36 protein-coding genes and 2 tRNA genes are annotated in these 26,485 nt (G+C 42.1%); 20 read left to right on the plus strand and 18 right to left on the minus strand.

Features of this window, described 5'->3' with window-relative positions; all coding sequences use genetic code 11:
* Nucleotides 1-43: 43 nt before the first annotated feature.
* Nucleotides 44-1,198, minus strand: a complete 1,155-nt coding sequence (locus MKP07_RS31625) for a Gfo/Idh/MocA family protein (RefSeq protein WP_240852083.1) — start codon at nucleotides 1,196-1,198, stop codon at nucleotides 44-46.
* Nucleotides 1,199-1,501: 303 nt separating this feature from the next.
* Here MKP07_RS31625 and MKP07_RS31630 point away from each other — a divergent pair, with 303 nt between their 5' ends.
* Nucleotides 1,502-2,311, plus strand: a complete 810-nt coding sequence (locus MKP07_RS31630; RefSeq protein WP_240852084.1) for a L,D-transpeptidase — start codon at nucleotides 1,502-1,504, stop codon at nucleotides 2,309-2,311.
* An 18-nt stretch (nucleotides 2,312-2,329) separates the two neighbouring features.
* Nucleotides 2,330-3,142 (plus strand): toxin-antitoxin system YwqK family antitoxin, encoded by an 813-nt coding sequence (locus MKP07_RS31635; protein ID WP_240852085.1) that lies wholly within the window; start codon nucleotides 2,330-2,332, stop codon nucleotides 3,140-3,142.
* Here the strand turns inward: MKP07_RS31635 and MKP07_RS31640 are convergent.
* From MKP07_RS31640 to MKP07_RS31675, 8 genes are all read right to left on the minus strand, one after another.
* Nucleotides 3,085-3,870: an amidohydrolase family protein gene (locus MKP07_RS31640; protein WP_240852086.1), complete on the minus strand. Its 786-nt coding sequence runs from the start codon at nucleotides 3,868-3,870 to the stop codon at nucleotides 3,085-3,087. The genes MKP07_RS31635 and MKP07_RS31640 overlap by 58 nt on opposite strands.
* Entirely contained in the window at nucleotides 3,867-6,059 is a 2,193-nt protein-coding gene (locus tag MKP07_RS31645; RefSeq protein WP_240852087.1) for a hypothetical protein, read from the minus strand. The genes MKP07_RS31640 and MKP07_RS31645 overlap by 4 nt, the downstream gene beginning before the upstream one ends.
* A 10-nt stretch (nucleotides 6,060-6,069) precedes the next feature.
* Nucleotides 6,070-6,399 (minus strand): hypothetical protein, encoded by a 330-nt coding sequence (locus tag MKP07_RS31650; RefSeq protein WP_240852088.1) that lies wholly within the window; start codon nucleotides 6,397-6,399, stop codon nucleotides 6,070-6,072.
* A 78-nt stretch (nucleotides 6,400-6,477) separates the two neighbouring features.
* Entirely contained in the window at nucleotides 6,478-6,747 is a 270-nt protein-coding gene (locus MKP07_RS31655) for a SemiSWEET family sugar transporter (protein WP_240852089.1), read from the minus strand.
* A gap of 105 nt (nucleotides 6,748-6,852) precedes the next feature.
* Nucleotides 6,853-6,941, minus strand: a tRNA-Leu gene (locus tag MKP07_RS31660).
* 48 nt (nucleotides 6,942-6,989) lie between these two features.
* Nucleotides 6,990-7,062, minus strand: a tRNA-Gly gene (locus tag MKP07_RS31665).
* A 93-nt stretch (nucleotides 7,063-7,155) separates the two neighbouring features.
* The gene (locus MKP07_RS31670; protein ID WP_240852090.1) at nucleotides 7,156-7,395 is read right to left on the minus strand and encodes a hypothetical protein; all 240 of its coding nucleotides are present in this window, start codon (nucleotides 7,393-7,395) and stop codon (nucleotides 7,156-7,158) included.
* 61 nt (nucleotides 7,396-7,456) lie between these two features.
* Nucleotides 7,457-8,500: a glycosyltransferase family 2 protein gene (locus MKP07_RS31675; protein ID WP_240852091.1), complete on the minus strand. Its 1,044-nt coding sequence runs from the start codon at nucleotides 8,498-8,500 to the stop codon at nucleotides 7,457-7,459.
* A 380-nt stretch (nucleotides 8,501-8,880) separates the two neighbouring features.
* Between MKP07_RS31675 and MKP07_RS31680 the strand changes: the two genes are divergently transcribed.
* The 6 genes from MKP07_RS31680 (at nucleotide 8,881) to MKP07_RS31695 (ending at nucleotide 11,827) form a co-directional block, all read left to right on the plus strand.
* A complete protein-coding gene (locus tag MKP07_RS31680) occupies nucleotides 8,881-9,312 on the plus strand; it encodes an SPOR domain-containing protein (RefSeq protein ID WP_240852092.1) in 432 nt (143 codons plus the stop codon).
* 112 nt (nucleotides 9,313-9,424) lie between these two features.
* Nucleotides 9,425-10,288: a mechanosensitive ion channel family protein gene (locus MKP07_RS31685; protein ID WP_240852093.1), complete on the plus strand. Its 864-nt coding sequence runs from the start codon at nucleotides 9,425-9,427 to the stop codon at nucleotides 10,286-10,288.
* Nucleotides 10,289-10,401: 113 nt separating this feature from the next.
* Nucleotides 10,402-10,599: a hypothetical protein gene (locus MKP07_RS40220; protein ID WP_262920083.1), complete on the plus strand. Its 198-nt coding sequence runs from the start codon at nucleotides 10,402-10,404 to the stop codon at nucleotides 10,597-10,599.
* Between the two features lie 17 nt (nucleotides 10,600-10,616).
* Nucleotides 10,617-10,826: a M20/M25/M40 family metallo-hydrolase gene (locus MKP07_RS40225; protein WP_262920084.1), complete on the plus strand. Its 210-nt coding sequence runs from the start codon at nucleotides 10,617-10,619 to the stop codon at nucleotides 10,824-10,826.
* Complete coding sequence (locus MKP07_RS40230; protein ID WP_317236184.1) at nucleotides 10,757-11,557, plus strand: M20 metallopeptidase family protein; 801 nt, start codon at nucleotides 10,757-10,759, stop codon at nucleotides 11,555-11,557. Before MKP07_RS40225 ends, MKP07_RS40230 begins: the two co-directional genes overlap by 70 nt.
* A gap of 45 nt (nucleotides 11,558-11,602) precedes the next feature.
* Nucleotides 11,603-11,827, plus strand: coding sequence for a hypothetical protein (locus MKP07_RS31695; RefSeq protein WP_240852094.1), 225 nt, complete (start codon nucleotides 11,603-11,605; stop codon nucleotides 11,825-11,827).
* A 189-nt stretch (nucleotides 11,828-12,016) separates the two neighbouring features.
* Here the strand turns inward: MKP07_RS31695 and MKP07_RS31700 are convergent, their stop codons facing one another.
* Nucleotides 12,017-12,934, minus strand: a complete 918-nt coding sequence (locus MKP07_RS31700; RefSeq protein ID WP_240852095.1) for a S41 family peptidase — start codon at nucleotides 12,932-12,934, stop codon at nucleotides 12,017-12,019.
* Nucleotides 12,889-13,614: a PDZ domain-containing protein gene (locus tag MKP07_RS31705; protein WP_240852096.1), complete on the minus strand. Its 726-nt coding sequence runs from the start codon at nucleotides 13,612-13,614 to the stop codon at nucleotides 12,889-12,891. The genes MKP07_RS31700 and MKP07_RS31705 overlap by 46 nt, the downstream gene beginning before the upstream one ends.
* A 117-nt stretch (nucleotides 13,615-13,731) precedes the next feature.
* Here MKP07_RS31705 and rfaE1 point away from each other — a divergent pair, with 117 nt between their 5' ends.
* The 4 genes from rfaE1 (at nucleotide 13,732) to MKP07_RS40240 (ending at nucleotide 16,281) form a co-directional block, all read left to right on the plus strand.
* Nucleotides 13,732-14,718 (plus strand): D-glycero-beta-D-manno-heptose-7-phosphate kinase, encoded by a 987-nt coding sequence (gene rfaE1 / locus MKP07_RS31710; RefSeq protein WP_240852097.1) that lies wholly within the window; start codon nucleotides 13,732-13,734, stop codon nucleotides 14,716-14,718.
* Entirely contained in the window at nucleotides 14,705-15,208 is a 504-nt protein-coding gene (rfaE2, locus tag MKP07_RS31715) for a D-glycero-beta-D-manno-heptose 1-phosphate adenylyltransferase (protein WP_240852098.1), read from the plus strand. The genes rfaE1 and rfaE2 overlap by 14 nt, the downstream gene beginning before the upstream one ends.
* A 96-nt stretch (nucleotides 15,209-15,304) precedes the next feature.
* Complete coding sequence (locus MKP07_RS40235) at nucleotides 15,305-15,940, plus strand: glycosyltransferase family 9 protein (RefSeq protein WP_262920085.1); 636 nt, start codon at nucleotides 15,305-15,307, stop codon at nucleotides 15,938-15,940.
* On the plus strand, nucleotides 15,937-16,281 hold the full coding sequence (locus tag MKP07_RS40240) for a glycosyltransferase family 9 protein (protein ID WP_317236221.1): 345 nt from the start codon (nucleotides 15,937-15,939) through the stop codon (nucleotides 16,279-16,281). The genes MKP07_RS40235 and MKP07_RS40240 overlap by 4 nt, the downstream gene beginning before the upstream one ends.
* A 46-nt stretch (nucleotides 16,282-16,327) precedes the next feature.
* Here the strand turns inward: MKP07_RS40240 and MKP07_RS31725 are convergent, their stop codons facing one another.
* From MKP07_RS31725 to MKP07_RS31745, 5 genes are all read right to left on the minus strand, one after another.
* The gene (locus MKP07_RS31725) at nucleotides 16,328-17,197 is read right to left on the minus strand and encodes an MFS transporter (protein ID WP_240852746.1); all 870 of its coding nucleotides are present in this window, start codon (nucleotides 17,195-17,197) and stop codon (nucleotides 16,328-16,330) included.
* A complete protein-coding gene (locus tag MKP07_RS31730) occupies nucleotides 17,128-17,310 on the minus strand; it encodes a hypothetical protein (RefSeq protein WP_240852099.1) in 183 nt (60 codons plus the stop codon). Before MKP07_RS31730 ends, MKP07_RS31725 begins: the two co-directional genes overlap by 70 nt.
* A 390-nt stretch (nucleotides 17,311-17,700) precedes the next feature.
* Nucleotides 17,701-18,123, minus strand: coding sequence for a type II 3-dehydroquinate dehydratase (gene aroQ / locus MKP07_RS31735; protein WP_240852100.1), 423 nt, complete (start codon nucleotides 18,121-18,123; stop codon nucleotides 17,701-17,703).
* Nucleotides 18,124-18,212: 89 nt separating this feature from the next.
* Nucleotides 18,213-18,938, minus strand: a complete 726-nt coding sequence (locus MKP07_RS31740; protein ID WP_240852101.1) for a helix-turn-helix domain-containing protein — start codon at nucleotides 18,936-18,938, stop codon at nucleotides 18,213-18,215.
* A complete protein-coding gene (locus tag MKP07_RS31745) occupies nucleotides 18,887-19,132 on the minus strand; it encodes a hypothetical protein (RefSeq protein ID WP_240852102.1) in 246 nt (81 codons plus the stop codon). The genes MKP07_RS31740 and MKP07_RS31745 overlap by 52 nt, the downstream gene beginning before the upstream one ends.
* Nucleotides 19,133-19,298: 166 nt before the next feature.
* Here MKP07_RS31745 and MKP07_RS31750 point away from each other — a divergent pair, with 166 nt between their 5' ends.
* Nucleotides 19,299-20,834 carry an aldehyde dehydrogenase family protein gene (locus MKP07_RS31750; protein ID WP_240852103.1) on the plus strand — a complete coding sequence of 512 codons (1,536 nt, stop codon included), beginning with the start codon at nucleotides 19,299-19,301 and terminating at the stop codon, nucleotides 20,832-20,834.
* A 69-nt stretch (nucleotides 20,835-20,903) separates the two neighbouring features.
* Nucleotides 20,904-21,275 (plus strand): DUF779 domain-containing protein, encoded by a 372-nt coding sequence (locus MKP07_RS31755; RefSeq protein ID WP_240852104.1) that lies wholly within the window; start codon nucleotides 20,904-20,906, stop codon nucleotides 21,273-21,275.
* On the opposite strand, the gene MKP07_RS31760 is transcribed toward MKP07_RS31755, so the two are convergent.
* Nucleotides 21,272-21,673 carry a hypothetical protein gene (locus tag MKP07_RS31760; protein WP_240852105.1) on the minus strand — a complete coding sequence of 134 codons (402 nt, stop codon included), beginning with the start codon at nucleotides 21,671-21,673 and terminating at the stop codon, nucleotides 21,272-21,274. The two genes, MKP07_RS31755 and MKP07_RS31760, sit on opposite strands and share 4 nt — an antisense overlap.
* A gap of 70 nt (nucleotides 21,674-21,743) precedes the next feature.
* On the opposite strand from MKP07_RS31760, the gene MKP07_RS31765 reads away from it, so the two are divergent.
* The 6 genes from MKP07_RS31765 (at nucleotide 21,744) to MKP07_RS31790 (ending at nucleotide 25,417) form a co-directional block, all read left to right on the plus strand.
* Nucleotides 21,744-22,343, plus strand: a complete 600-nt coding sequence (locus tag MKP07_RS31765) for an AAA family ATPase (protein WP_240852106.1) — start codon at nucleotides 21,744-21,746, stop codon at nucleotides 22,341-22,343.
* On the plus strand, nucleotides 22,340-22,879 hold the full coding sequence (locus MKP07_RS31770; protein ID WP_240852107.1) for a DNA repair protein RecN: 540 nt from the start codon (nucleotides 22,340-22,342) through the stop codon (nucleotides 22,877-22,879). Before MKP07_RS31765 ends, MKP07_RS31770 begins: the two co-directional genes overlap by 4 nt.
* Nucleotides 22,876-23,397 carry a DNA repair protein RecN gene (locus tag MKP07_RS31775; RefSeq protein ID WP_240852108.1) on the plus strand — a complete coding sequence of 174 codons (522 nt, stop codon included), beginning with the start codon at nucleotides 22,876-22,878 and terminating at the stop codon, nucleotides 23,395-23,397. The genes MKP07_RS31770 and MKP07_RS31775 overlap by 4 nt, the downstream gene beginning before the upstream one ends.
* 11 nt (nucleotides 23,398-23,408) lie before the next feature.
* Nucleotides 23,409-23,624 carry a hypothetical protein gene (locus MKP07_RS31780; RefSeq protein ID WP_240852109.1) on the plus strand — a complete coding sequence of 72 codons (216 nt, stop codon included), beginning with the start codon at nucleotides 23,409-23,411 and terminating at the stop codon, nucleotides 23,622-23,624.
* A 431-nt stretch (nucleotides 23,625-24,055) separates the two neighbouring features.
* The gene (locus MKP07_RS31785; RefSeq protein ID WP_240852110.1) at nucleotides 24,056-24,475 is read left to right on the plus strand and encodes a phosphatase PAP2 family protein; all 420 of its coding nucleotides are present in this window, start codon (nucleotides 24,056-24,058) and stop codon (nucleotides 24,473-24,475) included.
* Between the two features lie 117 nt (nucleotides 24,476-24,592).
* A complete protein-coding gene (locus MKP07_RS31790) occupies nucleotides 24,593-25,417 on the plus strand; it encodes an enoyl-ACP reductase FabI (protein WP_240852111.1) in 825 nt (274 codons plus the stop codon).
* 177 nt (nucleotides 25,418-25,594) lie between these two features.
* Here the strand turns inward: MKP07_RS31790 and MKP07_RS31795 are convergent, their stop codons facing one another.
* Nucleotides 25,595-26,290 carry an amidohydrolase family protein gene (locus MKP07_RS31795; protein ID WP_240852112.1) on the minus strand — a complete coding sequence of 232 codons (696 nt, stop codon included), beginning with the start codon at nucleotides 26,288-26,290 and terminating at the stop codon, nucleotides 25,595-25,597.
* Nucleotides 26,291-26,485 lie beyond the last annotated feature (195 nt).

Consider the following 26,485-nt stretch of genomic DNA (forward strand, 5'->3'; position numbering starts at 1 on the left):
TTATTGTTTGGGAATAATGTGTGGAAAATACATATTAAGCGAATTAAACCACGTAGTCCCACCACTTTTGATCGCTTTGGGAAGATGCCACAACATTGTCGATAAAAGCCATGCCACGTACACCATCCTCAACCGTTGGGTAATCGATAAGCGGATCTGGCGTTTCGTTATTTAATTTAGCCGATAAGGCGAGCACAAAGTTTTTGTAGATATTTCCAAATGCTTCGAGGTATCCTTCTGGATGGCCACCGGGCGTTCGGGTATTGAACTGAGCGATGGGCGAAAGATAGCCGTTACCGGTACGATATACCTGCGCTGGTGCATCCAGCCATTTAACCAATAAAGTATTCGGCTCCTGCTGGCTCCATTCTAAACCACCCTTCTCTCCGTAAATTCGTATTCTCAGGTTGTTCTCCTCTCCTGCGGCCACCTGCGTTGCTACCAGTACACCACTGGCTCCTTTATCAAACTTCAACAACATAGCGCCGTCATCATCCAGTAACCTTCCAGGTACAACAATGTTCAGATCTGCACAGAGCTTCACAATTTTCTGACCGGATATATATTCCGCCAGATGAGCGGCATGAGTACCGATATCTCCCATACAGCCTGCTTTTCCGCTTTTAGATGGATCTGTTCTCCAGGCCGCTTGCTTGTTACCATCTGCTTCACTAAACTGGCTTAACCAACCCTGCGGATATTCAACATAGATCTTCCTGATAGCTCCAAATTTTCCGTCTGCCACCATCTTTTTTGCCTCTTTCACTAGCGGATAACCCGAATAAGTATGGGTGAGTCCCAGCAAAAGCCCCGTTTCGTCAACTTTCGCTTTCAGTGCTTTGGCCTGCTCCAGTGTAAGCGTCATCGGCTTATCGATCATTACATTAAAGCCATGTTCCAGGGCCATCATAGCGGGCTCAAAATGTGCAAAATTGGGTGTTACAATGATCACAAAGTGCATACGCTTGTCTTCGGGCAACTCACTTTCTTTTTTGATCATTTCTTCATAACTCCCGTAAATTCTATCTTCAGGCAAGAATAATTCCCGGCCCGACTCTTTGGCTTTTTCGGGATTCTGACTGAGCGCGCCACAACACAGTTCAATCAAACCATCCATATTCAGAGCAATACGATGTACTGCGCCTATAAATGCGCCTTTACCACCGCCGATCATACCGGCTCTTAACTTAAATTTCATTCGTATATTTTTTATTTTAGCTAGATATTTCAATTAAAGTGATCCAAAGCAAAGTTGTAACTGTCAATTAATAGTGATGAACTCTTTCACACAACAAGCATTTGTTTGCTACGAATATACGTTTTTCAAAATGATGACTACTGCCCCCGGCAAAATTTCATTTACTCAAAATATTTCAGCATCTTGCAAGTACCATGAACTTAAAAGCATTTTCTTTATCCACCCTGGCTTTGCTAACAGCCTCTGTTTTCTCGTGCAAAAACAAGGAGCAAAAAAAGTATCCCGGATATAGTAGACAGTACCATGAAAAATGTTGTAGAAACAATCGCACCTCCACAAAAAGAAAACTTGAAGCCGGTTATCACTTATCATTGGATGAAGAAAAAAGAATGGCAGTCTCTCAAGGATTCGTTTGAAGGGGCTAAACACCTTAATATTTTAAATGCAATTAACCGGGTAGATACCACCCATCTTAAAAGGCTGGACAGCATTCTGGTTCCCAATGATTTCTCAAAACCGTTAAGCACTTACCTTCCATTTCCGGAGAATATTGATGAGCTAAAGGACGTCAATAAGATCATTTTTTTCTCTTACCCCACACAGGTTTTTGCAGCTTACGAAAATGGCAAATTGGTATTAACAGGCCCAACCAACATGGGAAAGAAAAGAACAAAAACACCGGAAGGATTATTTTTCACCAACTGGAAAGCCAAAAAGACGATCAGCACGGTGGATGACGAATGGATATTGAAATGGAATTTTAACGTACACAATAAATGGGGCGTTGGATTTCACGAGTATGCTTTACCAGGTTATCCTGCTTCTCATAGCTGCATGCGCTTACTGGGCGCTGACGCTCAATTTTTATATGGATGGGCCGATCAGTGGATCCTAAAAAATGATCATGAACAGCTGGCTTACGGAACGCCCGTTATTGTATTTGGCCAGTATCCCTTTGGCGAACCCAGGCCCTGGTTTAAAGTTATTGAAGACCCTAAAGCACTGGATATTCCGAAGGATACACTGACTTATTATATTCAGCCACACTTGCAAACGATACTTGAAAGACAACAGCAGCGGCAATCCGCAACCACCACTGCTATAAAAAACTAGTTTGATAAGACTCTAATCATGAAAAGGATTTTAACCCTTTTATCTTTTAGCCTGCCTACTCTCTTTGTAAGTGCCCAGGAAGTTAAGGACATCAACTGGGACCAGGTGAGAAGAAAATATAATAGCGATAGTTCGCGCATGGAACTTAGCCTGAATAATATACCCTTAAGCGGCGTATACAAGCAACGTTTTGATGATGGTAGCTATGGACTCTATAATGTTAAAAACGGGTTGATCACAGGGGACGTGCTTTGGTACAATGTTGCGGGAAAGGTATCAGCAAGGATGGGCTATAAGAATGGGGTACGACATGGCAAGAAAGAAAATTACGATGGGCAAGGCAAAATATGGCTGAAAGAAAACTATCTCAACGGCAAACAGGATGGAGTAACAGAGATGAATACTTCAGGCAGCTCGGCTACTACCTATTATAAACAGGGTAAAAGAGAAGGGCTAGCCACCCGCTATGTCAACGGTAAAATATCCTCCGAAGAAAACTATAAAAATGGGCTGAAGGATGGTATATCCAGGACCTATATAAATGGTGAGCTCAATTCAGAAACCAATTATAAACAAGGTTTAAAAGATGGCTTGTCGCGTACTTATACTATGGGGCAACCTGCTATGGAAACGATGTACAAGAACGGAAAACGAAACGGACTGTTTACCATGTACGCCAATGGAACAAAAACGCAGGACGCTTACTATGTAGATGATAAACGACAGGGACCGTCACGCATGTACAAACCCGACGGAACTGTTCTCTTCACGAACTACTTCTTCAATGACCAGAAAATAACCAAAGAAGCGTTCGAAAAAAGAAGTAAATAATCTCCGCTCCTATCAATGCTGCCCACACCCACAGCCATGCCCGGTTGTTTCATCATGCCAGGGAATGAGGTTGCGTTTTTATAGAGCTCCCACGGAAACTTACCCCTTGCCTTAGGATGATTGCCGGTTTCATTCATTTCTTCAGCATCGTATAACCGCCCGTTAGCCATGGTGAACTTTATCTTTTCTGTATTATAGATATTCTCCAAAGGGTTTTTATCCAGCACGATCAGGTCTGCAAGTTTACCCGTTTCCAAAGAGCCAACATTTGCATCCAGGCCTAAGCTTTTAGCAGGATTGATGGTGGCTGTTTTTAAAGCTTCGAGCGCGCTCATTCCGCCCTGTGTCATCATCCATATCTCCCAATGTGCTCCAATACCCTGAATTTGTCCATGCGCGCCCATGTTTACCAAAACCCCGGCATCGCTTAGTCTTTTGAGGTTTTTAGAAGATAAGATGTGGCCGTTAACATATTCTTCTTCGGGCAGCATGGTACGATGGCGGCTACGGGCATCAATCACCTCGCGTGGCGTAAAGCGCAGGAGCCTTTCTTTCTCCCATACATTCGTATGTTGGTACCAGTAATACTCACCACTTACCGAGCCATAATTTACAATCAGCGTAGGTGTATAAGCCGTTTGCGATCTCTTCCATAGCTGTACCACATCATCCTGCAATACTGCTATAGGCATATTATGTTCAATAGTAGTATGACCATCCAGTATCATACTGGTATTGTGAAAAAGAAGGAGCCGCCTTCGGGCACTACTTCCATATTTAGTTCGCGGGCTGCCTGTATAATTTGCTGGCGCTGCTCCCTGCGGGGTTGATTGTAGCTTTTTACAGAGAATGCGCCGAAAGCCTTTGTTCTTCTTAGCGCACTCCTGGCATCATCCAGCGAATTGATCACTGCTTTAAAATCACCATCGGCTCCATACAGTATGGTGCCTGTTGAGTAAACGCGCGGCCCGATAACCGCACCGGATTTCACCAGCTCCCCATTAGCAAACACAAATTCGCTGTTGGCAGACGGATCGTGAATGGTAGTAACACCATAAGCTAAAGCCGCATAATAAGGCCAGTGCTTCTGTGGAGTAATACCGGTTCTAAAATGCCCGGCATGAGCATGCGCATCAATAAAGCCGGGCATAATAGTTTTTCCGGAAACATCAATCGTTTTTGCAGCAGCCGGGATGCTCACTTCACCGGTTTTACCTACTGCTTTAATCTTGTTACCTTCCACTATAATAGTTCCGTTCTCTATCACCTCATCTCCTTTCATGGTTATGATGCGCGCATGGGTAAAGGCAATTATGCCAGAAGGTTTATCCATTGCCACCTGCAACCCTACTTCCCTGCCCTGCTCGGGTATTTTGAATAACGAGTCAGGTTTATTAGCAATAAATTCAAAACGTTCATCCAGGTTAATCGTATAATACTGGCTACCTAATGTATAGTGAAGCTTTTTAGCATCGCTGCTCCAATGCAGGTTATAGCCCGCATCTTTTGACACCAGTTTTACGGGAAAGTCTGAAGAGCCACCGCTGATCTCAATGGTTTTCCCTGTTTTGGGAAAAGCTGCCACATAAGCTTTATGCAGGTCAGTAAAAGCAATCCATTGCTCATCAGGAGATACGCGGAAATTGTTTCCATAAGTACTTCTCAGCAATACTTTTTCATCTTCTCCATTTAACTTACAACTGGACAAGTTATTACTCCCTGTTTCAAAATAGATGCGGTCGCCCGCCTCATTAAAGAAAGGGGTTCCGCCACGCTGAATCACCAATTGCTCGCCCGAGCCGTCGCCCGACATCACATAAATTCCAGGCTGGCTGGTATGCGCCGGGCCTAAAGCATCGCTACCGCCCTCTTTAATAAAAATGATCTTCTTACTATCCTTAGAAAAAGAAGGCGTACGGAAGATGCCTTTCGTTTTAGTAAGTTTTACCGGTTTGGCAGCGCCTTCCATATTGACTTTATAAATAGCACCGGAGTTTTCATCATTCCAGGTGGTGTATAAAAGCTGCTGTCCATCAGCAGAAAAAGAAGGCTCAAATTCAAAATCGCTGCCATTGGTTACCCGCTCTGGTTTTCCATCGGGTAGTCTCTTCTTCCACAAATAACCAACGGCATTAAATACCAGCCATTTCTCGTTGGGAGCCGTAATAGCCTGCCTTATTACATTTGCTTTGAATTGGTCCAAATCGAGGTTTTGTTTAAAACGGACGGCATCATAGATACGCTGGTTTACATTGCAGGTAAAAGGTACAATAGCAGATTGGTTAACACCTTCTACACTAACTTTATTAATGTTACCATTTGCCCAGATATAAATATGGCGATCATCGGGCGACCAGGCATAGCCGGTGTAAATACCAAACACGGTCCATGCTTCCTGCTGATCTTTACTTAACCGGTCGTATACCGGCCACTCCTCTCCGGTCTCCAGGTTACGGAGATAAAGAACTGTTTTAGTACGTACACGTTTTACAAACGAAAGATATTTGCCATTGTGTGATAGCTGCGGGCGAACAGCACCACCGCCGCCACCGGTCACATTCTCTACTTTTCCTTTTTCGCGATCAAAACGGCGGATCATGAATATCTGGTTATTCGGATCTTTATTATACTGAAAGTAGCCACCAGGATACATATCCTCGCTAAAATAAACATAACGCCCGTCGGGAGATACACAGGGCTCATTCACATCCTGCTGATCATTTTTGCGCGTAGTTATTTGTAACCCGTTACCACCAGACAAATGGTACATCCACATTTCACCTGCGCCCAATGACCGGCCCGAGGTAAAGTGCTTACGGGCTACTATATACTGTCCATCAGGAGTCCATACTGCATTATTCAGCAATCGAAAGCTTTCCTTGGTAATGGCCTTTGCATTTTTACCATCCCTGTCCATTACCCAGATATTATCGCCACCACCGGCATCGGAAGTAAAAGATATTTTTTACCGTCGGGACTAAACCGTGGCTGTACTTCAAATGCATGTCCGCCTCGTAATAGCTTTGCCGCACCCCGGCTGCAGGTATGCTGTAAATATCACCTAAGAGGTCAAAAATTATTTCTTTACCATCTGGAGAAATATCAAGATTCATCCACGTGCCCTCGTTAACCGTAAAGCTCACGTCCTTATAAGGCCCGTCTGGATTCGAAACATCCCATTTCTTATTATCGGTTTTGGTTTGCGCCCATACACTAAGGGGCAATGCCGAAAGCAACAGCATTGAGATCAACTTCATACCTGCAAATTATTTTGAATGGGAAAGATAGTGATGCCGGGCGGCTCTGCAAAATTTTTGGTGCTGCTTTAGTTTCTGTTAAGAACCCGGCTTTCTGCTATAATAGATATTTAAGATCAAAACACTCATATTAATAAGTAACGAAACGGAGTTGGAAATAATAATGATATAATCTTCGCTCATCACTCCATACCATACCCACAAAGCCAGGCCTGAAATCAGGATCGCCAGCATCCAGTAAGAGATATCAGACTCCTTCTTCTCGCGTATGATTTTTACTAATTGGGGAAATAAGGACACTGCAGTGCAAACACTGGCTACAACACCTATAATAGTTTGAGTGGTCATGGCTTTTTGAAGGCAAAAGAATAATTATCGGTAAGAGGACAATTTGCGTGCCATGCAACTAGCAAATACATAAAAAAAGGCTCGCTTTCGCGAACCTCTAAATTTTGGTGCCCCGGGCGGGACTTGAACCCGCACGGACATTGCTGCCCACAGGATTTTAAGTCCTGCGTGTCTACCAATTCCACCACCAGGGCTTGACGGAATTCGTCAAAAAAGCCCTCTCTTTCGAGAGGACTTTTCAGAGCGGAAGACCGGGCTCGAACCGGCCACCCCGACCTTGGCAAGGTCGTGCTCTACCAAATGAGCTACTTCCGCTTATAAAGAACTTTTGTTTTTGTGCTACTGTATTTCGTAACGGGATGCAAATATAAGAGCTTTATTTTAAATAGCAAAATAATTTTAAAAAAATTATTTGTACTTAGGAGTATACAAAGTACTCTCCTGAATGTGCACTTTAGGCTTCTCAAATTGCTTTGTATATAACCTATAGCAACCACCCCATGTCATCAGGAAAAAGCAGGCAATACTCAAATAAAAAATATAAGCAGAAGCCCTAACCCAACTCTGGCCAAAGTCTTTCTTTTCATAATTCTGTAAACTCTCCTGATACTCCTGCTCCTTTAGCTTTTCTACATCAAATGGTTCCATGTAATTATAATATTGTGGTGCAAAAATAAAGGAAACAACCTTAAATAAGCAAGCATTTACCTCATTTTTTAACGCCCCTGCAATTGCCTTTCACTATTTCTGAAAACTTGTTCTTACCCCCTGCAAAGTGAGCCCATACAACACATTTACGCAGATAGCCATTAAGAGCTGCCACTTTACTTTTAGGAAAAACACTTTTCTTTTGATCTGCCACTATCCATTTGGCAAAAGAAAGATGAGCGCTGAATACTGCTACAAAATATCCTCCATCCCCTTTCAGCAAACTTTTAAATGCAGACACGGCATCCAGGAAGAACCTGGCAAGTAAAACATATCCCCTTCGCAACCCATGCATATTCTTATATATCATGATATTGTTATTGCGAAAGTTTAAATACGTTTTCAGCGAATTGCCTTTAGGTAATGTACCTCCACCTACATGGTATACTACAGCAGCGGGGCAACTATAAATTGTATACCCTAATAACTGTATCCGCCAGCAAAGATCAATTTCTTCCTGGTGCGCGAAAAAGTAATTATCAAATCCGCCAGCCTCATGAAAAACATTCGACCGGATGAAAAGAGCAGCCCCGGTTGCCCAGAAGACAGGAACACTCTCATCGTACTGTCCCTGATCTTCTTCTGAAACATCAAATACACGCCCCATAGCAAATGGATAACCATAATGATCGAGCCACCCTCCCGCAGCTCCCGCATACTCAAAGAAACGGGGATGATGATAGGATAATAACTTGGGCTGGCATGCTGCTATCTGCGGATCCTTCTCTAATAGAGCTACCATGGGTTCCATCCAACCTGGCGTAACCTTCACGTCAGAGTTCAAGAGCAAATAATAGTCGGCTGCTACCTGCTGAAGCGCCAGGTTATAGCCCTTCGCAAATCCATAATTTTCAGTAAGCCGTATGATCTCTATTTCTGGATAGGTTTGTTGCAGAAAACTCAATGAATCATCAGTTGAATGATTATCAGCAACAATTACCCTATAATTGCCGTAGGTAGACAGTAGCAGGTGAGGAAGAAATTCTTCCAGGTATTTTTTACCGTTCCAGTTTAAAATAACTATTGCTACTGATGGATGCTGCATGTTGTTGGGCAACAAAAATAGGAACTTGTAAACTTACTGTTGGTGTTGGGACAGGTTTTTCTTGTTAAAAAACAAATGATACAACTGAATAAGCGCTATCAGCCCGTTACTTATAATAATCGGCCATTTTAACCCAAGCAGCACACCGTAAACCACAAATACCAGGCAGGCAAAAAAATTAATGACTCTTATATACCTTACATTTCTGGGTAAAAAGAAACAACCAGAAACACGGTAGCCAAGTATCCTATAATTTCGGTAGTATCGTTCATAAACAGAGAGTTTTAGCTTTTATCGCCCAACTTAAAACAAGTTATACTAATTTTGTGCGCAACGTTTTATTGAAAAAACTAATCTAAGAAAAATAAATAGATTTGGTCATGAAAACTCTTTTGTTCGTATCTCTTCTCTTCCTAACTACCGGTTTGTTTGCTCAAACAGCAGGCAGCATTAATGTGTATAAAGATCCCCGGATCGATATCCTGCTGAAAAAACAGGCGGAAACCAATGACCTTTCCACCCGAAATACATCTAAGCGCAGAACAGCAAGGGGTTATCGGTTATTAGTAGTAAGCAGCAACAATCGGGGTGAAGCATTGGCGGCCCGGACTAAAATTCTCACCAACTTCCCTGAGCTGAAGGCCTATATGTGGTATCAGTCGCCCTATTACAAAGTAAAAGCAGGTAATTTCACTTCAAGAAATGAAGCGGAAGCTTATCAAAAAAGGATGTCCTCTATGTTTCCGGGCAATATCTTTATTATGAATGATACGGTTGAAGTAAAACCGGAAGAAGCTGATGAACAGGAGTAAGACTGGTTGACCCATTAAGAAGTAAACGTTTTAGAAAACATAGCGCTATAATTAAAATCTTTTTGCTCAAGGCAATGACAGTTTCTAATTGTTATAATGATCGCATAATACTATGAGTTCACAAGAATCAGGGAACGCGAAACCCACACCTTACTTTATCATTAAAATCGTTGTCTCTCTAATAATATTTGCGGTAAACGTTTACCTACCTTCAGTACAGCAACACAAATGGATCATCCAGCTGATCAACGGAGCCTGGACCTTTCTACTTCCCAGTACGGCCGTGTCCATCATCAGGTTTATTTTAATTTCATTTTATAACACCCGCCACGCGAAGAAAACAGTACGAGGTAATTTTATATTGGGCATCAGTCAGCTTACGGCTATATTAAATGTAGCTTTTTTCCTGCTAGCCTTTATGGTAGGGCTGGGTATTAATCCTGTCGAATTCTTAACCAGTATGACCATTGTTGCGATGGCAATAGCAGTCACTTTCCGGGATTACATTACCAATATGATCAGTGGCTTACTCATCATGTTTTCGGAACAACTCTCCATCGGGGACCGGGTAAAAATCGGCAATGAAAAAGGCAGAATTGAAGACATTACTTTATCTAACATTGTACTGAAGAACGAGGAAGACGATGTTGTAATGATCCCTAATAACTTCTTTTATACTCAATCCATTACCAACTTATCAGTTCACCGGTCTAAATTTTTCTATGTAAAATTTGAGCTACCACTCACTGTAGCACATCATTCAGACGAACTCGAAGCCGATCTGCAAGGCCTGCTCAGGACACATCCGGATCTGGAAAAAGAGAATGAAGTAAAATTATCTGTAGAACAAATAGGAAAAGACTTTGTGAAGTTTAAAATGGAATTAGTAGCCATTAACAGCAGCGACCGGCTGCACCGGCAAATAGAAAACGAAGCGCTGAAAAGAATACTCCAGTTTAAGCATAAGTATGCTTAAGTTTTTTTTACTCTTCATCTTATCTGCATTTACTTTAACAAATGAAGTAACCAGCTATATTAAACAAACATTAAATTTTTCTGTACGTTTGCCAAATGGTTGAAAAAATACAATTGCTGGCGAAACAGTACACTCCTGAATTTATACAGGTAAGACGCCACTTGCATGCGAACCCCGAACTAAGTTACCAGGAGTTTAAAACTGCTGAATTTGTAAAGAGCCAATTAACGGCTTTAGGCATCCCTTTCGAAACAAAAGCACAGACCGGAGTTATAGGACTGATTAAGGGTAAGAACCCGGATAAAAACTGATTGCCCTGAGAGCAGATATGGACGCACTGCCTATATTAGAAGCAAATGATGTACCCTACAAATCGCTAAATGAAGGTGTAATGCATGCATGTGGTCATGATGTGCACACTACCTGTTTGTTGGGAGCAGCAAAGATATTAAGTGAAATGAAAGACGAGTGGGAAGGAACGGTAAAACTTATTTTTCAACCCGGAGAAGAAAAAACCCAGGCGGCGCCAGTCTGCTGATAAAGGAAGGTGTTTTAGAAAACCCTAAACCTGATGCCATATTAGGGCTACACGTACACCCCGGGTTAGCTACCGGTAAGGTAAGCTTTAGAGCCGGAAAGGTAATGGCTAGTGCAGATGAATTATATTTCACTATCAAAGGGAAGGGGTGGCCATGCGGCGGCTCCGCAGTCAACTATCGATCCGATCCTTATCGCATCACATTTGGTGATCGCTTTGCAACAGGTAATCAGCCGCAGAAAAACCCTTTGAATCCATCTGTATTATCTATTACAGCTTTCAATGCGGGTACCACCACTAATGTAATTCCAGGTGAAGTAAAACTGATGGGCACTTTCAGGGCAATGGACGAGGATTGGCGTTTTGAAGCACATGAATTAATCAGAACGATTTCGCACAACCTCGTTACAGCAATGGGTGCTGAGCTGGACCTGAATATCGATGTAGGTTACCCTAATGTATTCAATAACGAACCTCTGACGGTAGAAGCTAAACAAAAGGCAATCCGGTTTTTAGGTAATGACCAGGTGGAGGAAACAGAAATAAGAATGGGCGCAGAAGACTTTGGTTATTATACCCAGAAAATACCCGGTTGCTTTTATCGTTTGGGTGTTATGAGCGATCCTGGAAATATCAGGAATGTGCATACGCCTACTTTCGACATCAACGAAAATGCCATCGAAACCGGCATGGGAATGATGGCCTGGCTGGCAGTATCGGTTGAAATATAGCAGCAAACCTTTTGAAGGTTTCAAGCATCTATAAAATAAAAAAGGATGATGAAATTTTTTCTGGTAGCAGCTACTTCCCTTTTAAGCATTGCGATAAATGCACAAACCGGTAATTCAAAATCAGCCAAAGATTATATTAAACAGCGGGAGCAAACAGACAAAAATATGAACACAGTGAAGCGAGCACAATTTAAAAAATCTGACTCTATTCGCTTAATTACACAGAAAGAAGTAGCAGTTCAACCCGCCAAAAACAAAAAGAAACTATGAATCGCTTTACTAGTATACTACCGGGCCTTTTGCTTTCATTATTTCTGACAGCGTGTTGTTCTTCAAAAAAGCCAACCCATCGGCCGGCCAAGGAAGCTTTGCCTGAAAGAAATATAAAAGACCCCAAAATAGACAGCACGCAAAAAAGGTCGAAAAAACAACAGTAGAAATCAAATAAGAATAATCCTCCTACTTTTGGGGTGTTGCTATCATTCCGGAAATATTACTCACATCTCCTATTGCTCTTCCGATCATATTTTGCGTAGTGCCACTATAAACAGATCGTCCAAGCGTTGAAGATGCGATAGATCCCGGCAAGTAGGTAGACACACCTGTTATTAACCTGATTGCTCTTAGAAAGCAAATCTCATTAGGGTCCCCAAAATTGAATCTGACGTCATCAAACGCCTGATAATTGGTAGACATACCTGTAAAATAACCACCGGCACCCTGCGCATTTTTTGTTTCAAAGCTGGAAAGAAACACGCTGTACGTTCCTAGTCTCAGCTCAAAGAAACCTATTGGCTTACCATAAGTTAATGCACCATTATCAGAAAAAGCAGCGCCTATTAAAACAACATTATAATAAGGCTTTAAACTATTAATAACAAGCTCTGAAGCTGACGCAGTGCTTTTACTCACGATAAAATAAATAGTAGGAACATTATTGGAACTATTAAAGTTCCCTTTCTTATTCACGTTCGTTGTATTTTCTGAAACCGAATAATCTAAGTCATAGTAGCTATAATTTTGACGCACATTATTTAAATAAACAGGTTGCGTTTTCAATAATATTGCCTGCTTGTTCACCATGGTTGCATTATAATATTCTGCAAAAGCCATTTTTCCCTGCGAAGACTGAGGCGCAAGCAAATTGATCAAATATTCCGCCACTGTCACATAGCCTCCTCCATTGTGCCGTAAATCAACTACGATATCAGTTGCACCGGTAAATTTACTAAATGAGGCATCCAATGCAGGCTCCGAGTTTGTGTCAACCGTAAAAGACTCGTAAGCGACGTAGGCAATTTTTTTGGCGCCAATGGTTATTACAGTGTCTCTTAAAACAGGATTGAAAGTATAAACCGATTTGGTAAATGTTGCCAAAGTATCCCTCGTTTTCGTTTTTGTTTTATAAACAATAATAATTTAGCCGAACTACCGTTAAGCAAATTATTCAAGGGAGTAGCGCCATATTTGTCATAATCTAACTCTGCATTAACTAATACATCTCCCCGGCGTAAACCCGCCATATAAGCTGGAGAGCCATTAGTCACCTTCCTTACATAAACTACTGAACTATCACGTTTTGAATAAGGAATGCTATCTAACGTGTTTACAGCTGAATAATAGACAGGAATGATGCCGAGGGTAAACCCCAAATCATTCTCTTTACCATCAAGGGTCATTTTCATCTCTCCTACTCTGCCTTGATCAGTTATGGCATAAGCGGTGCTTCCTCCATCATATAAATCAGAAGTTTTCACCAGGTACGAGTACTTGGCTGATGTACCAGTACCCTCGAATGTATTAGTTTTAGTAATAGCCAATAATTCTGCTTTCAATCCGCTCAAAGTATCGGAATTCGCATACCCAAGAGGTTTAAAACTCGCACTATCCGGAATTTGCGTGTTCCAATAATATACCTGCTGCGCCAGCTTAAACAAAGTGTCTGATAGTTTTTGCTGATAAGTTCTGGTATCTTCAACAGGTTGTTGGGGAGTAACCGGATCCTTTTTGCAAGAAAATAAAATAACTGCAATAAAACCTACAATCAATATCCTCATATAAGAATTTATAACTATAAAATTAGCTCTTCCGCTGAACTATAGGATATTTTTATCTTTTATTTATGAGTTGCGGCTTTTGGCAAAAATGCTATTTTAGCGAACTATTTACAATACATGATTAATAAAGAGGAAGTATCGCTACTCCGGCGCACTAAAAATCAGCCACATATCCTGGTTATAGGGGACATTATGGCTGACCGTTATATTTGGGGATCTGCCAGTCGCATTTCGCCTGAAGCCCCGGTACCGGTAGTAAATGTAAAAAGTGAAACGGTTACACTGGGTGGTGCCGCAAACGTGGCTCAAAACCTGTATAAACTCAATGCTAAGGTTTCCATCTGCGGGGTTACCGGTAGCGATCCAGTGGCAGCTACCGTATTAAGCCAATTAAAAAAGGAAAAAATAGACGCAACCGGTGTGGTGGCAGATAAGTCCCGGCCTACGACTTTAAAAACCCGCGTTATGGCCGGCAACCACCAATTGCTACGCGTAGACCGCGAAACAACTGCAGATATAGATGCCAACATTGAAACCAGGTTGCTGGACAAATTACAGGCGAAACTCTTGCATACCGACCTGGTATTATTGTCCGATTACAATAAAGGACTATTAACTCATAGTTTTACTCAAAAGCTATTGCAGCTCTGCCAGGCCGCGGGGAAAAAAGTGATGGTTGATCCTAAGGGCTTACATTACGAAAAGTATGCAGGTGCCTGGTTGATCAAACCCAACAAAAGAGAACTGGCGGAAGCAACCGTTACAGAAAAGATCGAAACCAATGAACAGCTGATTAAGGCAGCGCGAAAGCTTATCTCAAAAACTAAATCGCAATACCTGGTAGTCACCCGTTCTGAAGAGGGTCTTTCCCTTATATCAAAAAAATCTGACCATAACTTTCCTGTAAAAGCACGCGAGGTTTTTGACGTAACCGGTGCGGGAGATACCGTTTTTGCTTCGCTCGGATATTTTGTGGCCTGCGGGCTGGACCTGGCCACAGCTTGTGAATTGGCCAACTACGCGGCTGCTATAGCTGTAAGTAAAGTGGGAAGTGTGGCTGTTACTATTGATGAAATACTATCTTTAATCAATGAGCACGAATAACCCGATAGAAACAAGTATCGAAAACAAGATTCTTTCGTTGGAAGATGCTGTAGTTGTAAGAAACCAATGGGAAAAAGAAGCGCAAAAAGTTGTTTTCACCAATGGCGTTTTTGACATTCTCCATGCGGGCCATGTAAAGTCGCTCGCTCATGCAAAAAGTAATGGTAACAAATTGATTATTGGTTTAAATACCGATGCTTCTGTAAAAAGATTAAAAGGTAATAGCCGTCCTGTAATTGGCGAGCGCGACAGGGCGACTCTTTTAGCGGCACTACAGTTTGTAGATATGGTAGTTCTTTTCAGTGATGACACACCCATAAAGCTGATCGAAGCGTTGTTGCCGGACGTGCTGGTAAAATCGGCCGATTATAATATTGATTCTATTGTAGGGGCCAAAGAAGTTATAGCCCATGGCGGCGAAGTAAAGATCATGCCTTTTGTACAGGGCATTTCCACTACCGCCATTATTAGTAAAATAAAGAAAGAATAAAAACCAACCGGTAATCATCGGTCCGCTTTGTCTAGCATCTATTATCCGGCATCCGGTACCCAATATCTGATTTCTAAATCCTAATCTCCATATCGTTTGTCAGCATCCCTTAAAATACTGGTTATCCGCTTTAGCTCACTGGGCGATGTTATTTATACGACACCTGTAGTGCGTTGCTTAAAACAACAATTACCGGGCGCTGAGATTCATTTCATTACCAAGCCGCAGTTTAAGTATATTTATGAAGGGAATCCTTATCTGGACAAACTGTTATTATTAAAAGAAAAACTCAACGATACAATTGCCGAGATCAAAGCTGAAAAATATGATTGTATTATAGATCTGCATAGTAATTTAAGAACAAGTATTATAAAGCTCAAAACGGGTATCAAATCGTATACCTATAATAAGCAAACTATACTTAAATGGCTCAGTCTTAAGCTGAGAAAACAGCTGGTACCACCGGTGCACCTGGTAGACCGTTATCTAAAAGCTGCAGCTCCCCTGGGCATCGTAAACGATAATAAGCCTATTGATTATTTTGTAAAGAACCATCACGATATCGCCACGCTGTTGCCTGCTACTCACCGTGAAGGCTATATTGGTTTTATTATTGGCGCTGCCCATTTTACCAAACGTATGCCCAACGAGAAAATCATATCCATTTGTAAAAATTTAAACCAGCCCGTTGTGTTGCTAGGAGGAAACGATGTAAAGAGAACGGGGCAATAGTTGCAGCAGCTGTTGGCAACAATGTTTACAATGCCTGCGGCGCTACCAGCCTTGACGAATCAGTTTTCCTCGTGTCAAAAGCTGTATCCATCATTGGTTTTGACACGGGTCTTACACATATTGCAGAGGCCTTTAATAAGCCCATTGCGTCCATCTGGGGCAGCACCGTTCCAGAGCTACTGGGTGTTCAACCCTATAAAATTGACAAGGTACTTATTTCGGGCGTTGATCTAAGTTGCCGCCCCTGCTCCAAGTACGGCCTGGCAAAATGCCCGCGCGGTCATTTTAAATGTATGAACGAAATTGACGAAAAAGAAATAGTGGATTTTTGCACCGAGTAACCTATTTTCATTATTTGCCACTCATCACTCATTAATCATCACTCCCCTACACCTCCTCATAATTCAGATCTTTATGAAAGGTTTCTTTGGAAGTAAGCACCGCTATAGTGCAAATAGCAAAAACAATAGCACAGGTGTAAATGCCCCCGTTTATATAACCCACGCCGGGTAAACTTCTTAAAAACTGGAACAGCAATAACATCAACGGCACAGTACCTCTAACCATATTGGGTATAGTAGTGGCTGCAGTTGCCCTGAGGTTGGTACCAAACTGCTCGGCACCAATAGTAACAAAGATCGCCCAGAAACCTGAGCCAAAACCTAAGGCTGCACATAAAAAATACATTAAAGAGGCGCTGCCATTCCACTGCAGCGTAAAATACAATACCATAAATAAAGCCGTAATAGCATAAAAAATATACATTGCTTTTTTACGGCTTTTCAGCCACTGGCTCACCAGGCCGATCGTTACATCGCCCACAGCCAAACCCGCATAGGCGAACATGATAGATTTACCGGGATCTATTTCTTCTGTAATACCAAACTCTTTGGCAAACTCCTTACTAAAAGTGATGAGGATGCCAATTACAAGCCAGGTAGGAACGCCTATCAAAATACTTTGTACATAACGTGTCAGCCGTTCGCGATTATTGATCAACATAAAGATCCTTCCGCGCTTCACATCCTTTGCCTTCATTTTCTGGAACATACCCGACTCTAATACAGAAACCCGAAGTAATAACAGCGCCAGACCTAATCCGCCCCCAATAAAATAGCAGGTGCGCCAATGAAAATTTTCCTTAATAAAGAAAGCGGCTACCGCCCCTGTTATTCCAAAGCCTGCTACTATGGATGTACCGATACCCCTTTTTCTTTGGGCAACAGCTCCGCGACCAATGTAATTCCAGCACCCAATTCTCCAGCCAGGCCAATACCTGCAACAAACCTGATCCACTTATATTGTTCCACAGTCTGTACAAAACCGTTGGCTATGTTTCCTAATGAGTACAATAGTATCGATCCAAACAAAACGCTGGATCGCCCTTTCTTATCACCAACAATACCCCAAAGAATGCCCCCAGCATTAACCCGAACATTTGCCAGGAAAGAATGCTTTCACCATCGGTAGTGATCTGATCGGGTGTTAAACCCATCTCCGCAAACTAGGAATACGGATAATACCAAAAAGCAACAGATCGTATATATCTACAAAATAGCCCAATGCGGCTACTATAACCGTCAAATTAAAAATAGAAACAGGTTTATTACCAGGCTGCATCGTTAGTTTGTTTTTGATTTTTATTTGAGACCTATTTTAAAAAACGGTCACTTTTCTGTACGCTTATTCTATAACTTTTATCAACACATTATCAAAAGCATGTTCTGATAATTTATCCGTCAACAGTCAACTGCAATCTGTCAACTCTTATTAATAAAATACTCAATCGCCAACCGGTAACCATCGAGCCCTAAACCACAAATGGTACCCGCTGCCTTTGCACTTACATGAGACAGCCTCCTGAACTCTTCCCTGGCGTGTACATTGCTGATATGTACTTCTACCACCGGAGCTTTTATGGCAGCAATACAATCGCCTATAGCCACGGAAGTGTGTGTGTATGCCGCGGGGTTTAATACAATACCTTCTGCTTCATTCCCAAATCGTTGAAGCGCATCAACTAACTCTCCTTCAATATTACTTTGAAAATACTCCAATACAATATCCGGAAAACGAGTTCTTAATGTTTCTAGAAATGAATCAAATCCTTGTGAGCCGTAAATGCCAGGCTCTCTTTGTCCCAGCAGGTTTAAATTGGGGCCATTTATAATTGCGATCTTCATCTAAAAGCTGTTTGTTTTATTTATGAAACGAACAAGCTAATATATACCAATTGTTCGAAGTATATTAAAATGGATAAAAATAAGGCAGGTTACAGCCGCACAGACTGGTATGCACCGGGCGTGATACCTTCTGTTTTTTTGAAGAGACGAACAAAGTAGTTCACATCATTAAAACCACATTGCAAGCTCACTTCTCCAACACTACTATTCTTATCGGTAAGCAGCTGTTTGGCCATGCGAATACGCTCCTGGTTGATGTATTCCAATGGCGTTATTCCTAATTGTTCTTTAAACCATTTAAAAAAATGATTTCTGCCCAGGTACGCTTTCCGGCTCAAAAGGTCCACAGAAATTTTAGAACCCAGATGTTGTTGAATATAGTTGAGCACATAATTCAACCGGCTGCTGTTTGAATGCGTCAGACTTTCTGCCGAAGAGACCTTTAAACGCTGACTTTGCATCAGTCGTATCAGGAGTTCTTTCAGGTTGAGGTCGGCATAAACATTCTTAGCCAGGTCGTCGCTGCAACAAATACGTATCAACTTATTCAGCGATAAGGCGATCTCGTTATTATTCTGAAAGTGATAGTGATCGAAGGTGAGCTTCCAGGAAGCAGCTTCGTTACTGGTATTATAATGATGATTTAAATACTGAACTGTTTCGGCAACATATCCCCCATCTAATGTCAGCGCAATACATTGGCTGGCATTCAGCTCTGAGGCTTCAGGAAAATCGATCAGCATTTTTTCTCTTGCATTCGCTATCACCGTTTCTCCCGGTAAATAGTCAAAAGAAGGCTTATCAGGCAGATGCATATTTTTTTACCGGCAATCATACTTGTGATCACTACATCATTAAAAGCAAGGGGCACCTGGTAAGCTGTTTCGTACGACTCAAAGATATTGAGCTCACAGCCATTGAGGTTATAGATACGCCTGTTCTCAACAAGCGTTTGTAACTCATTTTTCTGTGTAAAAGCGATTCTATTTAATAATTCACCACTGGACATAGAGCAATCTCGCTTTGTAAGTTAAGACATTTTATGGCTTTCAAAACATAAAATATCTTTAAATTCTACAGGTACGATTGTGCTATAAATAGATACGATTATTACTATCAGTTGATCATAATAATTGAAACTTAGAGCATTGTTTAACGATAAAAATTCTTGAAATATGAGCACTACAACCGCCGCAACACCTGCGGCATCCAACCTGGCCACCCGCCCCCAATTTAAAGAACGCTATGAACACTATATAGGCGGCGAATGGGTTCCACCGAGCAGCGGCGAGTATTTTGACAATATATCTCCTATCGACGGCAAGCCATTTACCCAGGCGGCCCGTGGTAATGAGGAAGATATTAATAAAGCCATTGAGGCGGCACAGGAAGCCTTTAAAACCTGGAGTAAAACCGGTGCCGGAACGCGGAGTAATATTTTATTAAAAATTGCCCAAACTATTGAGGACAATCTCGAATACCTGGCTACGGTAGAAACCATCGATAATGGTAAGGCCATCCGTGAAACCCGTGCAGCCGATTTACCACTTGTAGTAGATCACTTCCGTTATTTTGCCGGTGTTATACGCAGTGAAGAAGGAACGATCAGTGAACATGATGAGACTACGGTGAGCATCAATCTGCATGAACCTATTGGCGTGGTAGGCCAAATTATTCCCTGGAATTTTCCTTTATTGATGGGCGCCTGGAAAATTGCGCCGGCACTGGCTGCAGGCTGTTGCGTAGTGGTAAAGCCGGCCGAACAAACGCCTACCAGCATCATGTGTCTAATGGAATTAATCGGAGACCTGCTACCCAAAGGCGTACTTAATGTGGTAACTGGCTTTGGCGTAGAAGCCGGAAAGCCTTTAGCACAATCACCCCGTGTACAGAAAGTGGCTTTTACGGGTGAAACCACAACCGGGCGTCTAATCATGCAGTATGCATCAGAAAACCTGATTCCAGTTACCATGGAACTGGGAGGCAAAAGTCCTAATATATTCTTTGAATCAGTTGCCGACGCAGATGACGATTTTTTTGACAAAGCAATTGAAGGTGCGGTTATGTTTGCCTTGAACCAGGGTGAAGTATGCACCTGCCCGAGTCGTATACTGGTACATGAAAATATTTATGATAAATTCATGGATCGCGTAGTGCAAAGAACCAAAGCTATTAAACTCGGGAATCCTTTGGATGGCTCTACTATGATGGGCGCGCAGGCTTCTGAAGACCAGTACAATAAAATACTCAGCTACATGGATATTGGTAAACAAGAAGGCGCGATTGCCTTAACCGGCGGGGAAGCATTCCATCAAAATAGCGGTTTGGAGCATGGATATTATATTCAACCGACCATCTTTAAAGGTCACAATAAAATGCGCATTTTCCAGGAAGAAATCTTTGGTCCGGTTACCTGCGTTACAACATTCAAAACAACAGAAGAAGCCATAGCCATTGCCAATGATACACTATACGGATTAGGTGCCGGGGTTTGGACGAGGGATGCGCATGAGCTATACCAGGTACCACGTGCGATACAGGCCGGCCGGGTTTGGGTCAACTGTTATCATGCCTACCCTGCCCACGCTCCTTTTGGCGGTTACAAAAAATCTGGATTTGGCAGAGAGACCCATAAAATGATGCTCAACCATTATCGTCAAACCAAGAATATGTTGATCTCCTACGCTAAACAAAAATTAGGATTTTTTTAAAATAGGCAATTAGAGGTTTGGAGGCCGTGCTGCCCTGGCGGCGCGGCCATTTTTTATAAAATCACAGTTATGATTGCAAGAGTTTTAATTACCCCGGAGGCTGAAGCTGTAGTTGAAAAACTAAGGGCTCAACATGGTCCCCTGCTCTTTCATCAGAGCGGCGGATGCTGCGATGGTAGTCAGCCCATGTGCTTTGCTATTGATGATTTTAAAATAGGCAATATAGATGTTTGCCTGGGTGAAGTAGCCGGTTGCAAATTTTATATGGCAGCCGACCAGTTTGACTACTGGAAGCATACCCAACTAACATTGGATATTACAAAAGGCCGGGGCAGCAGCTTTTCCCTTGAAATACCCCTGGGTCTACGGTTTATGATCAGGTCGAGGATTTTCACCGACTCAGAATTAGAAGAACTGAACCAACAGGAGTCCGTTTTCTAAACCTTCCTTACCCCTAAAAACAATAAGCCCTTTAAAAACCCCATCATATCCCAAAACCAGCGGTTACTATCATGAGCACTGTCGCCACAGTCTATATTACAGGCATTTAAAGAAAATTTCCTGAAGAGTTTTAAATCTGCAATCTTTCTCAGCCGCAGCAGGATCTTATAGGCGTAAGCATGCCCCAGCACTTCAATGATTAAAGAGTTAAGCGGTATTTTGAGTGGTGCTCCAAAATGCTGCTCATGCAAATACAGTACCTGCTGACAAAGCTTTTCTATGTTCCAAAAGCCGGATTTCATCGCATCCATCAACTCATAGTTACAGACCAGGTGAACCGAATATTCTTTTAAATTCACCTTTATACAATAGCCATTAATGTCAACCCGGGTATCCAATAACAAATATTTAAAAGACTAAAATACAGCATCCTGTTTGGGAAATGAGCTTATCCACTAAATTTGCCCTGTGCTGCAACATTTATCTATACATAATTATGCGATTATTGATGCGCTGGAGATTGATTTTTCCCGCGGCATGAATATTATTACCGGTGAAACAGGTGCCGGAAAATCGATTATAATCGGAGCCCTGAACCTGATATTAGGCGAAAGAGCCGAAATTTCTTCTTTAGTGAATAAAGAAAAGAAATGCGTGATCGAAGGTCATTTCCTGGTCGTGGGCAACAATGTCGTGAAACAGTTTCTTACAGAAAACGACCTCGACGATCAAACCCAACTGGTAGTTAGGCGGGAAATAGCACCTAGTGGCAAGAGCAGGGCTTTTATTAACGATACGCCTGTCAATCTCTCGCAATTACAAAGCCTGAGTGCGTTATTGGTGGATTTGCATCAACAATTCGATACACAATCTATAGGTGATAATAACTTCCAGGTAAATGTGGTTGATGCGTTGGCAGATACCTATGAAGTGCTGGCCGACTATAAAAAAGCTTCCGCCTGTGGAAACAAACTGAAAAAGACCTGGCAATACTACAACAACAGCAACTTCAGTTTGAAAAAGAAAGCGATTATAACCGTTTCCAATACGATGAACTGGCTGCGTTGAATTTGAAAGAAGATGAACTGGAAGCGATTGAGGCCGAGCTCAAAATGCTGTCTAATGCAGAAGGCATCAAAAATACCTTGAACCGGGTTTGCGGCGAACTGGCAGAGGGTGAACAACCTATTACGCAACAATTGAAAACGCTTTCTAATTTATTAAACAGTTATACCGGCTTTCATAAAGATCTGCCGGAGATCAACAGCAGGCTTCAAAGTGCCCAGATCGAACTGAGTGATATTGCAGATGAATTGGAACGCCTGAACGATCACATCAACTACGATGCAGAGAAGATTGAAGAATTGAACGAGCGTATGTCTGCAGGATATAAGTTACAGAAAAAGCATGGCGTTCAGTCAACCAACGAACTTTTAGCTATTCAAAAGCAATTAGAAGAAAAGCTGGAAGCCGTTCTTAATATCGCAGACAATATAGCCTCGCTGGAAGCCCAGGTGTCTGATCATCAAAATAAAACAGTATCCCTCGGAGAAAAGATATCACAGGCCCGTAAAAAGCAGGTACCCGCTTTTGAAAAAGTGTGAACCAGTCGCTGACCCAGGTAGGTATGCCGAATGCAAGATTGCAGGTTTCCATATTGCCACAGGTTCCTGCTGCTAATGGTATTGATGCTATTGATTTTTTATTTGATGCCAACAAAAGTGGTCAATTTAAACCGGTGAGTAAAGTAGCCAGTGGAGGTGAGTTAAGTCGATTGATGCTTTGTGTTAAGAGCCTGGTGGCCCAGAAAATGGATTTACCTACGCTGATATTCGATGAAATAGATAGCGGCATTTCAGGCGAAGCTGCCAAACAGGTAGGTATCATTATGAAAACGCTGGCAGACAATAGACAGGTGATTTGCATTACCCATCAACCTCAGATCGCTGGAAAAGCAGACGCTCATTTCTTTGTTTACAAAGAGCTGTCGGGCGAAAAGGTAAAAACCAATATCAGGCAATTAGATACAGATGAACGCATTACGGCAATTGCTCAGATGTTAAGTGGTGAAAAGCCAACTGCCGCTGCGCTGGAAAATGCCCGGGAAATGGTTCAAAATTAAAAACTTTAGATATGGTAGGACTAAAACTCACGCTCATCTTGTGCGTTATACCGATAATGCTGATTGGCGGCGTTTATACCTACCGGTTTCTAAACAATAAGCTCACATCGAGTTCTACCACTTTTGGGTTGATCTTTTATGCGCTGGCCTTGTTTTGTGCCATGGCCGGCATATATGGCGGGGGCCTGACAGCAATCGCCTTATTGTACGATTACCTTTCTATTTAATTAGCTTTTACTAAATCCTCTACTCCATTTGAAAAGCTTCATATTTGGCTATACATTAGCGATATTTCTTTTTGTAGTAAAACCTCACTGCACGCGCAGGCATTTTCACAAAATAGCCTGACAAAGCAGCATCTGGCCAATGACAGCATCCCACGTCCTTTAGAATTTGAAAAATTAAATAAAGCGTTTGTTGTTAATAGCTTCAAAGATGGTGTAGCTATTACAGCAAGCCCGTTTCATTGGCAAAAGAAAGATTGGCTAAAATTCTCCGCACTGGCGGGCGGCGTGGGAAGCCTGATGCTGCTGGACAAAGAAATTAAAAGCATTGCCCGGCACAATCAAAATAATTTTACCAACAGCATTGCACGGGGAGTGGAACCTGTGGGTAATATTTATGGCTTAATGGTTTTCCTGCGATTTATGTAACTGGTTTGGCAATTAAAAACCCTCATGTTGAAAGTATTGGGTTAAGAGGCGGAAAAGCAATGGCTATTTCATCTGTTATTTGTTTTGTCGGTAAGAACGTTATACAAAGACAAAGACCCGATGCCGCCGCAACACCTTTTAATTTTGCTGCACCATTTTCAAAGTCCAAATACACTTCTTTCCCGTCGGCCCATTCAACCATCGCATTTACCCTGGCTACAGCATTGGCGATGGAATTTCCCGATCAGAAGTGGGTGGCTCCGGTAGCCTATTCTATTGCTTCTTTAACTGCCTTATCCCGCGTTTATAATAACCGGCATTGGGCCAGCGACATTTTAGTAGGCGCCGCGCTCGGGCATTTTGTAACAAAGGCTGTTTATAACCGGGGAGTAAAAAGACATAGACCAGCTAAAACCTTTATGTAATTTACTGCCGCACCAGGTGCTATAGTTATATCCCACCGCCTGAGAAGGGAGATCGCTTTCCATATAATTGTTTCAAATCAAAAATCATTCTTACATTTACCCTCTAATTTTTATCTAATGGCTTATAATCTTTTAAAGGGAAAGAAGGGAATTATATTTGGTGCGCTGGATGAAAAATCCATTGCCTGGAAAACAGCCCAGAAATGCTACGCTGAGGGAGCAGAAATTGTTTTAACTAACGCGCCGGTAGCGCTTCGTATGGGTACAATTAACCAATTGGCAGCTGAATGCGGCAACGCGCCTGTTATTGGCGCCGATGTTACCAATCTGGATGATTTGAAAAACCTGATCGAAAAATCGATGGAGCATTTTGGTGGCAAAATCGACTTCATTCTGCACTCCGTAGGCATGGGCCTTAACGTACGCAAAGGCAAACACTACACAGAAATGAACTATGAATGGAATCAAAAAACCTTCGATATTTCTTCAATGAGCCTGCATAAAGTATTGAGAACGGCCTGGGAACTGGATGCTTTAAGCGAACATGCCAGCGTTGTTGCGCTTACTTATATAGCAGCACAGCGTGTGTTCCCTGACTATAATGAAATGGCTGATGCCAAAGCATTACTGGAAAGCGTAACGAGGATGTTTGGTTATTATTACGGAGAAAAAAATAAAGTAAGGGTGAATACTATTTCCCAGTCTCCTACACCAACAACTGCAGGAAGCGGTGTTAAAGGATTTGACAGCTTTATTAATTACGCTGAAAAAATGAGCCCGCTGGGAAATGCACCGGCAGAAGCTTGTGCCGATTATGTTGCAGTAATGTTCAGCGATCTTACTAAATATGTTACAATGCAAAACCTTTTCCACGATGGAGGCTTCAGCTTTACCGGTGTAACACCTAAAGTGCTGGAAGCGATGGGAGGTGAAGAAGCATAATTAATGCTCTACGAAAATACAAAGAGGCCGCAGTTTAAAACTGCGGCCTCTTTTATGCCTTTAACGCACCTAACAATTTATATTAATTGCAGGTTTCCAACTTTAGGATCCACCTCCACTATATCATCTTCAAAATTGAGCCTGATACATAGGTACTCTTTATATAAAGAGTACAACTTATAAACCGTAAAACCTTACCGCATTTCCGCCGTAAAAAGCAGCTTTTTCGGCTTCTGTAAAGGAAGCAAAATAAGCATCTACAATACCCTTCATCTTTTTGTAAGAGCCAGCCACAAGGCAAACCGGCCAGTCACTTCCATACATTATGCGTTTAGCACCAAAAGCCTCCACCACCGTATCCAGGTAAGGTGTAAAGTCTTGCGGTTTCCATTTCGCCCAGTCAGCCTCCGTAACCATACCACTAATCTTACAATATACATTGGGCAGTTCAGCAACTGCCTGCATATCCTGCTTCCAGCCATCCACTACGCCTGTTTTTATATACGGCTTCGCAATATGATCTATTACAAACCGCTGATCTGGAAAAGCTGCTGCCAACTTGCGGGCATACCTTAACTGATCGGGGAATATCAGTATATCATAAGTGTAATTATATTGATGCAAGAGGCTAATCCCATTCATAAATTTCTTTCTCAACATCAAAGCCCTGTCTTTTTCCCCCTGCAATACATGACGGAAACCTTTTAGCTTTTTATAATAGCTGTAATGTGCCAGCTTATCTTCTATATTTTTAGCCTGCAGATCAACCCATCCAACCACGCCTTTCACAAAATCATTTTGTATAGCATTGGTAAGCTGGAAAAGGTTCTCTACCTCAGACTGATCACTCTGCACTACCACACAACCGTCCAAACCATTCTCTTCCAGTACCGGCTTCAGGTCTTTCGGTAGAAAATCTCTTTGTATTTTTTCATAGAGTCATCAATCCAGCTATCTCTCAGCGGGTCAAATATCCAAAAATGCTGATGTGCATCTATTTTTAAGGCCATATACTATGTTTAAAAGACTAAAAATAACAAGAGGACCGTTAACCAAATCACAGTTAAC

It is taken from the genome of Paraniabella hibiscisoli, assembly GCF_022512515.1.
GTDB lineage: Bacteria > Bacteroidota > Bacteroidia > Chitinophagales > Chitinophagaceae > Niabella > Niabella hibiscisoli.

Bases quoted from the DNA above. Each gene is read 5' to 3' on its own strand.
- MKP07_RS31625 (WP_240852083.1), bottom strand. From the start codon at position 1,198: ATGAAATTTAAGTTAAGAGCCGGTATGATCGGCGGTGGTAAAGGCGCA.
- MKP07_RS31630 (WP_240852084.1), top strand. From the start codon at position 1,502: ATGAAAAATGTTGTAGAAACAATCGCACCTCCACAAAAAGAAAACTTG.
- MKP07_RS31635 (WP_240852085.1), top strand. From the start codon at position 2,330: ATGAAAAGGATTTTAACCCTTTTATCTTTTAGCCTGCCTACTCTCTTT.
- MKP07_RS31640 (WP_240852086.1), bottom strand. From the start codon at position 3,870: ATGATACTGGATGGTCATACTACTATTGAACATAATATGCCTATAGCA.
- MKP07_RS31645 (WP_240852087.1), bottom strand. From the start codon at position 6,059: ATGGACAGGGATGGTAAAAATGCAAAGGCCATTACCAAGGAAAGCTTT.
- MKP07_RS31650 (WP_240852088.1), bottom strand. From the start codon at position 6,399: ATGAAGTTGATCTCAATGCTGTTGCTTTCGGCATTGCCCCTTAGTGTA.
- MKP07_RS31655 (WP_240852089.1), bottom strand. From the start codon at position 6,747: ATGACCACTCAAACTATTATAGGTGTTGTAGCCAGTGTTTGCACTGCA.
- MKP07_RS31670 (WP_240852090.1), bottom strand. From the start codon at position 7,395: ATGGAACCATTTGATGTAGAAAAGCTAAAGGAGCAGGAGTATCAGGAG.
- MKP07_RS31675 (WP_240852091.1), bottom strand. From the start codon at position 8,500: ATGCAGCATCCATCAGTAGCAATAGTTATTTTAAACTGGAACGGTAAA.
- MKP07_RS31680 (WP_240852092.1), top strand. From the start codon at position 8,881: ATGAAAACTCTTTTGTTCGTATCTCTTCTCTTCCTAACTACCGGTTTG.
- MKP07_RS31685 (WP_240852093.1), top strand. From the start codon at position 9,425: ATGAGTTCACAAGAATCAGGGAACGCGAAACCCACACCTTACTTTATC.
- MKP07_RS40225 (WP_262920084.1), top strand. From the start codon at position 10,617: ATGGACGCACTGCCTATATTAGAAGCAAATGATGTACCCTACAAATCG.
- MKP07_RS31695 (WP_240852094.1), top strand. From the start codon at position 11,603: ATGATGAAATTTTTTCTGGTAGCAGCTACTTCCCTTTTAAGCATTGCG.
- MKP07_RS31705 (WP_240852096.1), bottom strand. From the start codon at position 13,614: ATGAGGATATTGATTGTAGGTTTTATTGCAGTTATTTTATTTTCTTGC.
- rfaE1 (WP_240852097.1), top strand. From the start codon at position 13,732: ATGATTAATAAAGAGGAAGTATCGCTACTCCGGCGCACTAAAAATCAG.
- rfaE2 (WP_240852098.1), top strand. From the start codon at position 14,705: ATGAGCACGAATAACCCGATAGAAACAAGTATCGAAAACAAGATTCTT.
- aroQ (WP_240852100.1), bottom strand. From the start codon at position 18,123: ATGAAGATCGCAATTATAAATGGCCCCAATTTAAACCTGCTGGGACAA.
- MKP07_RS31740 (WP_240852101.1), bottom strand. From the start codon at position 18,938: ATGCATCTGCCTGATAAGCCTTCTTTTGACTATTTACCGGGAGAAACG.
- MKP07_RS31745 (WP_240852102.1), bottom strand. From the start codon at position 19,132: ATGTCCAGTGGTGAATTATTAAATAGAATCGCTTTTACACAGAAAAAT.
- MKP07_RS31750 (WP_240852103.1), top strand. From the start codon at position 19,299: ATGAGCACTACAACCGCCGCAACACCTGCGGCATCCAACCTGGCCACC.
- MKP07_RS31755 (WP_240852104.1), top strand. From the start codon at position 20,904: ATGATTGCAAGAGTTTTAATTACCCCGGAGGCTGAAGCTGTAGTTGAA.
- MKP07_RS31780 (WP_240852109.1), top strand. From the start codon at position 23,409: ATGGTAGGACTAAAACTCACGCTCATCTTGTGCGTTATACCGATAATG.
- MKP07_RS31790 (WP_240852111.1), top strand. From the start codon at position 24,593: ATGGCTTATAATCTTTTAAAGGGAAAGAAGGGAATTATATTTGGTGCG.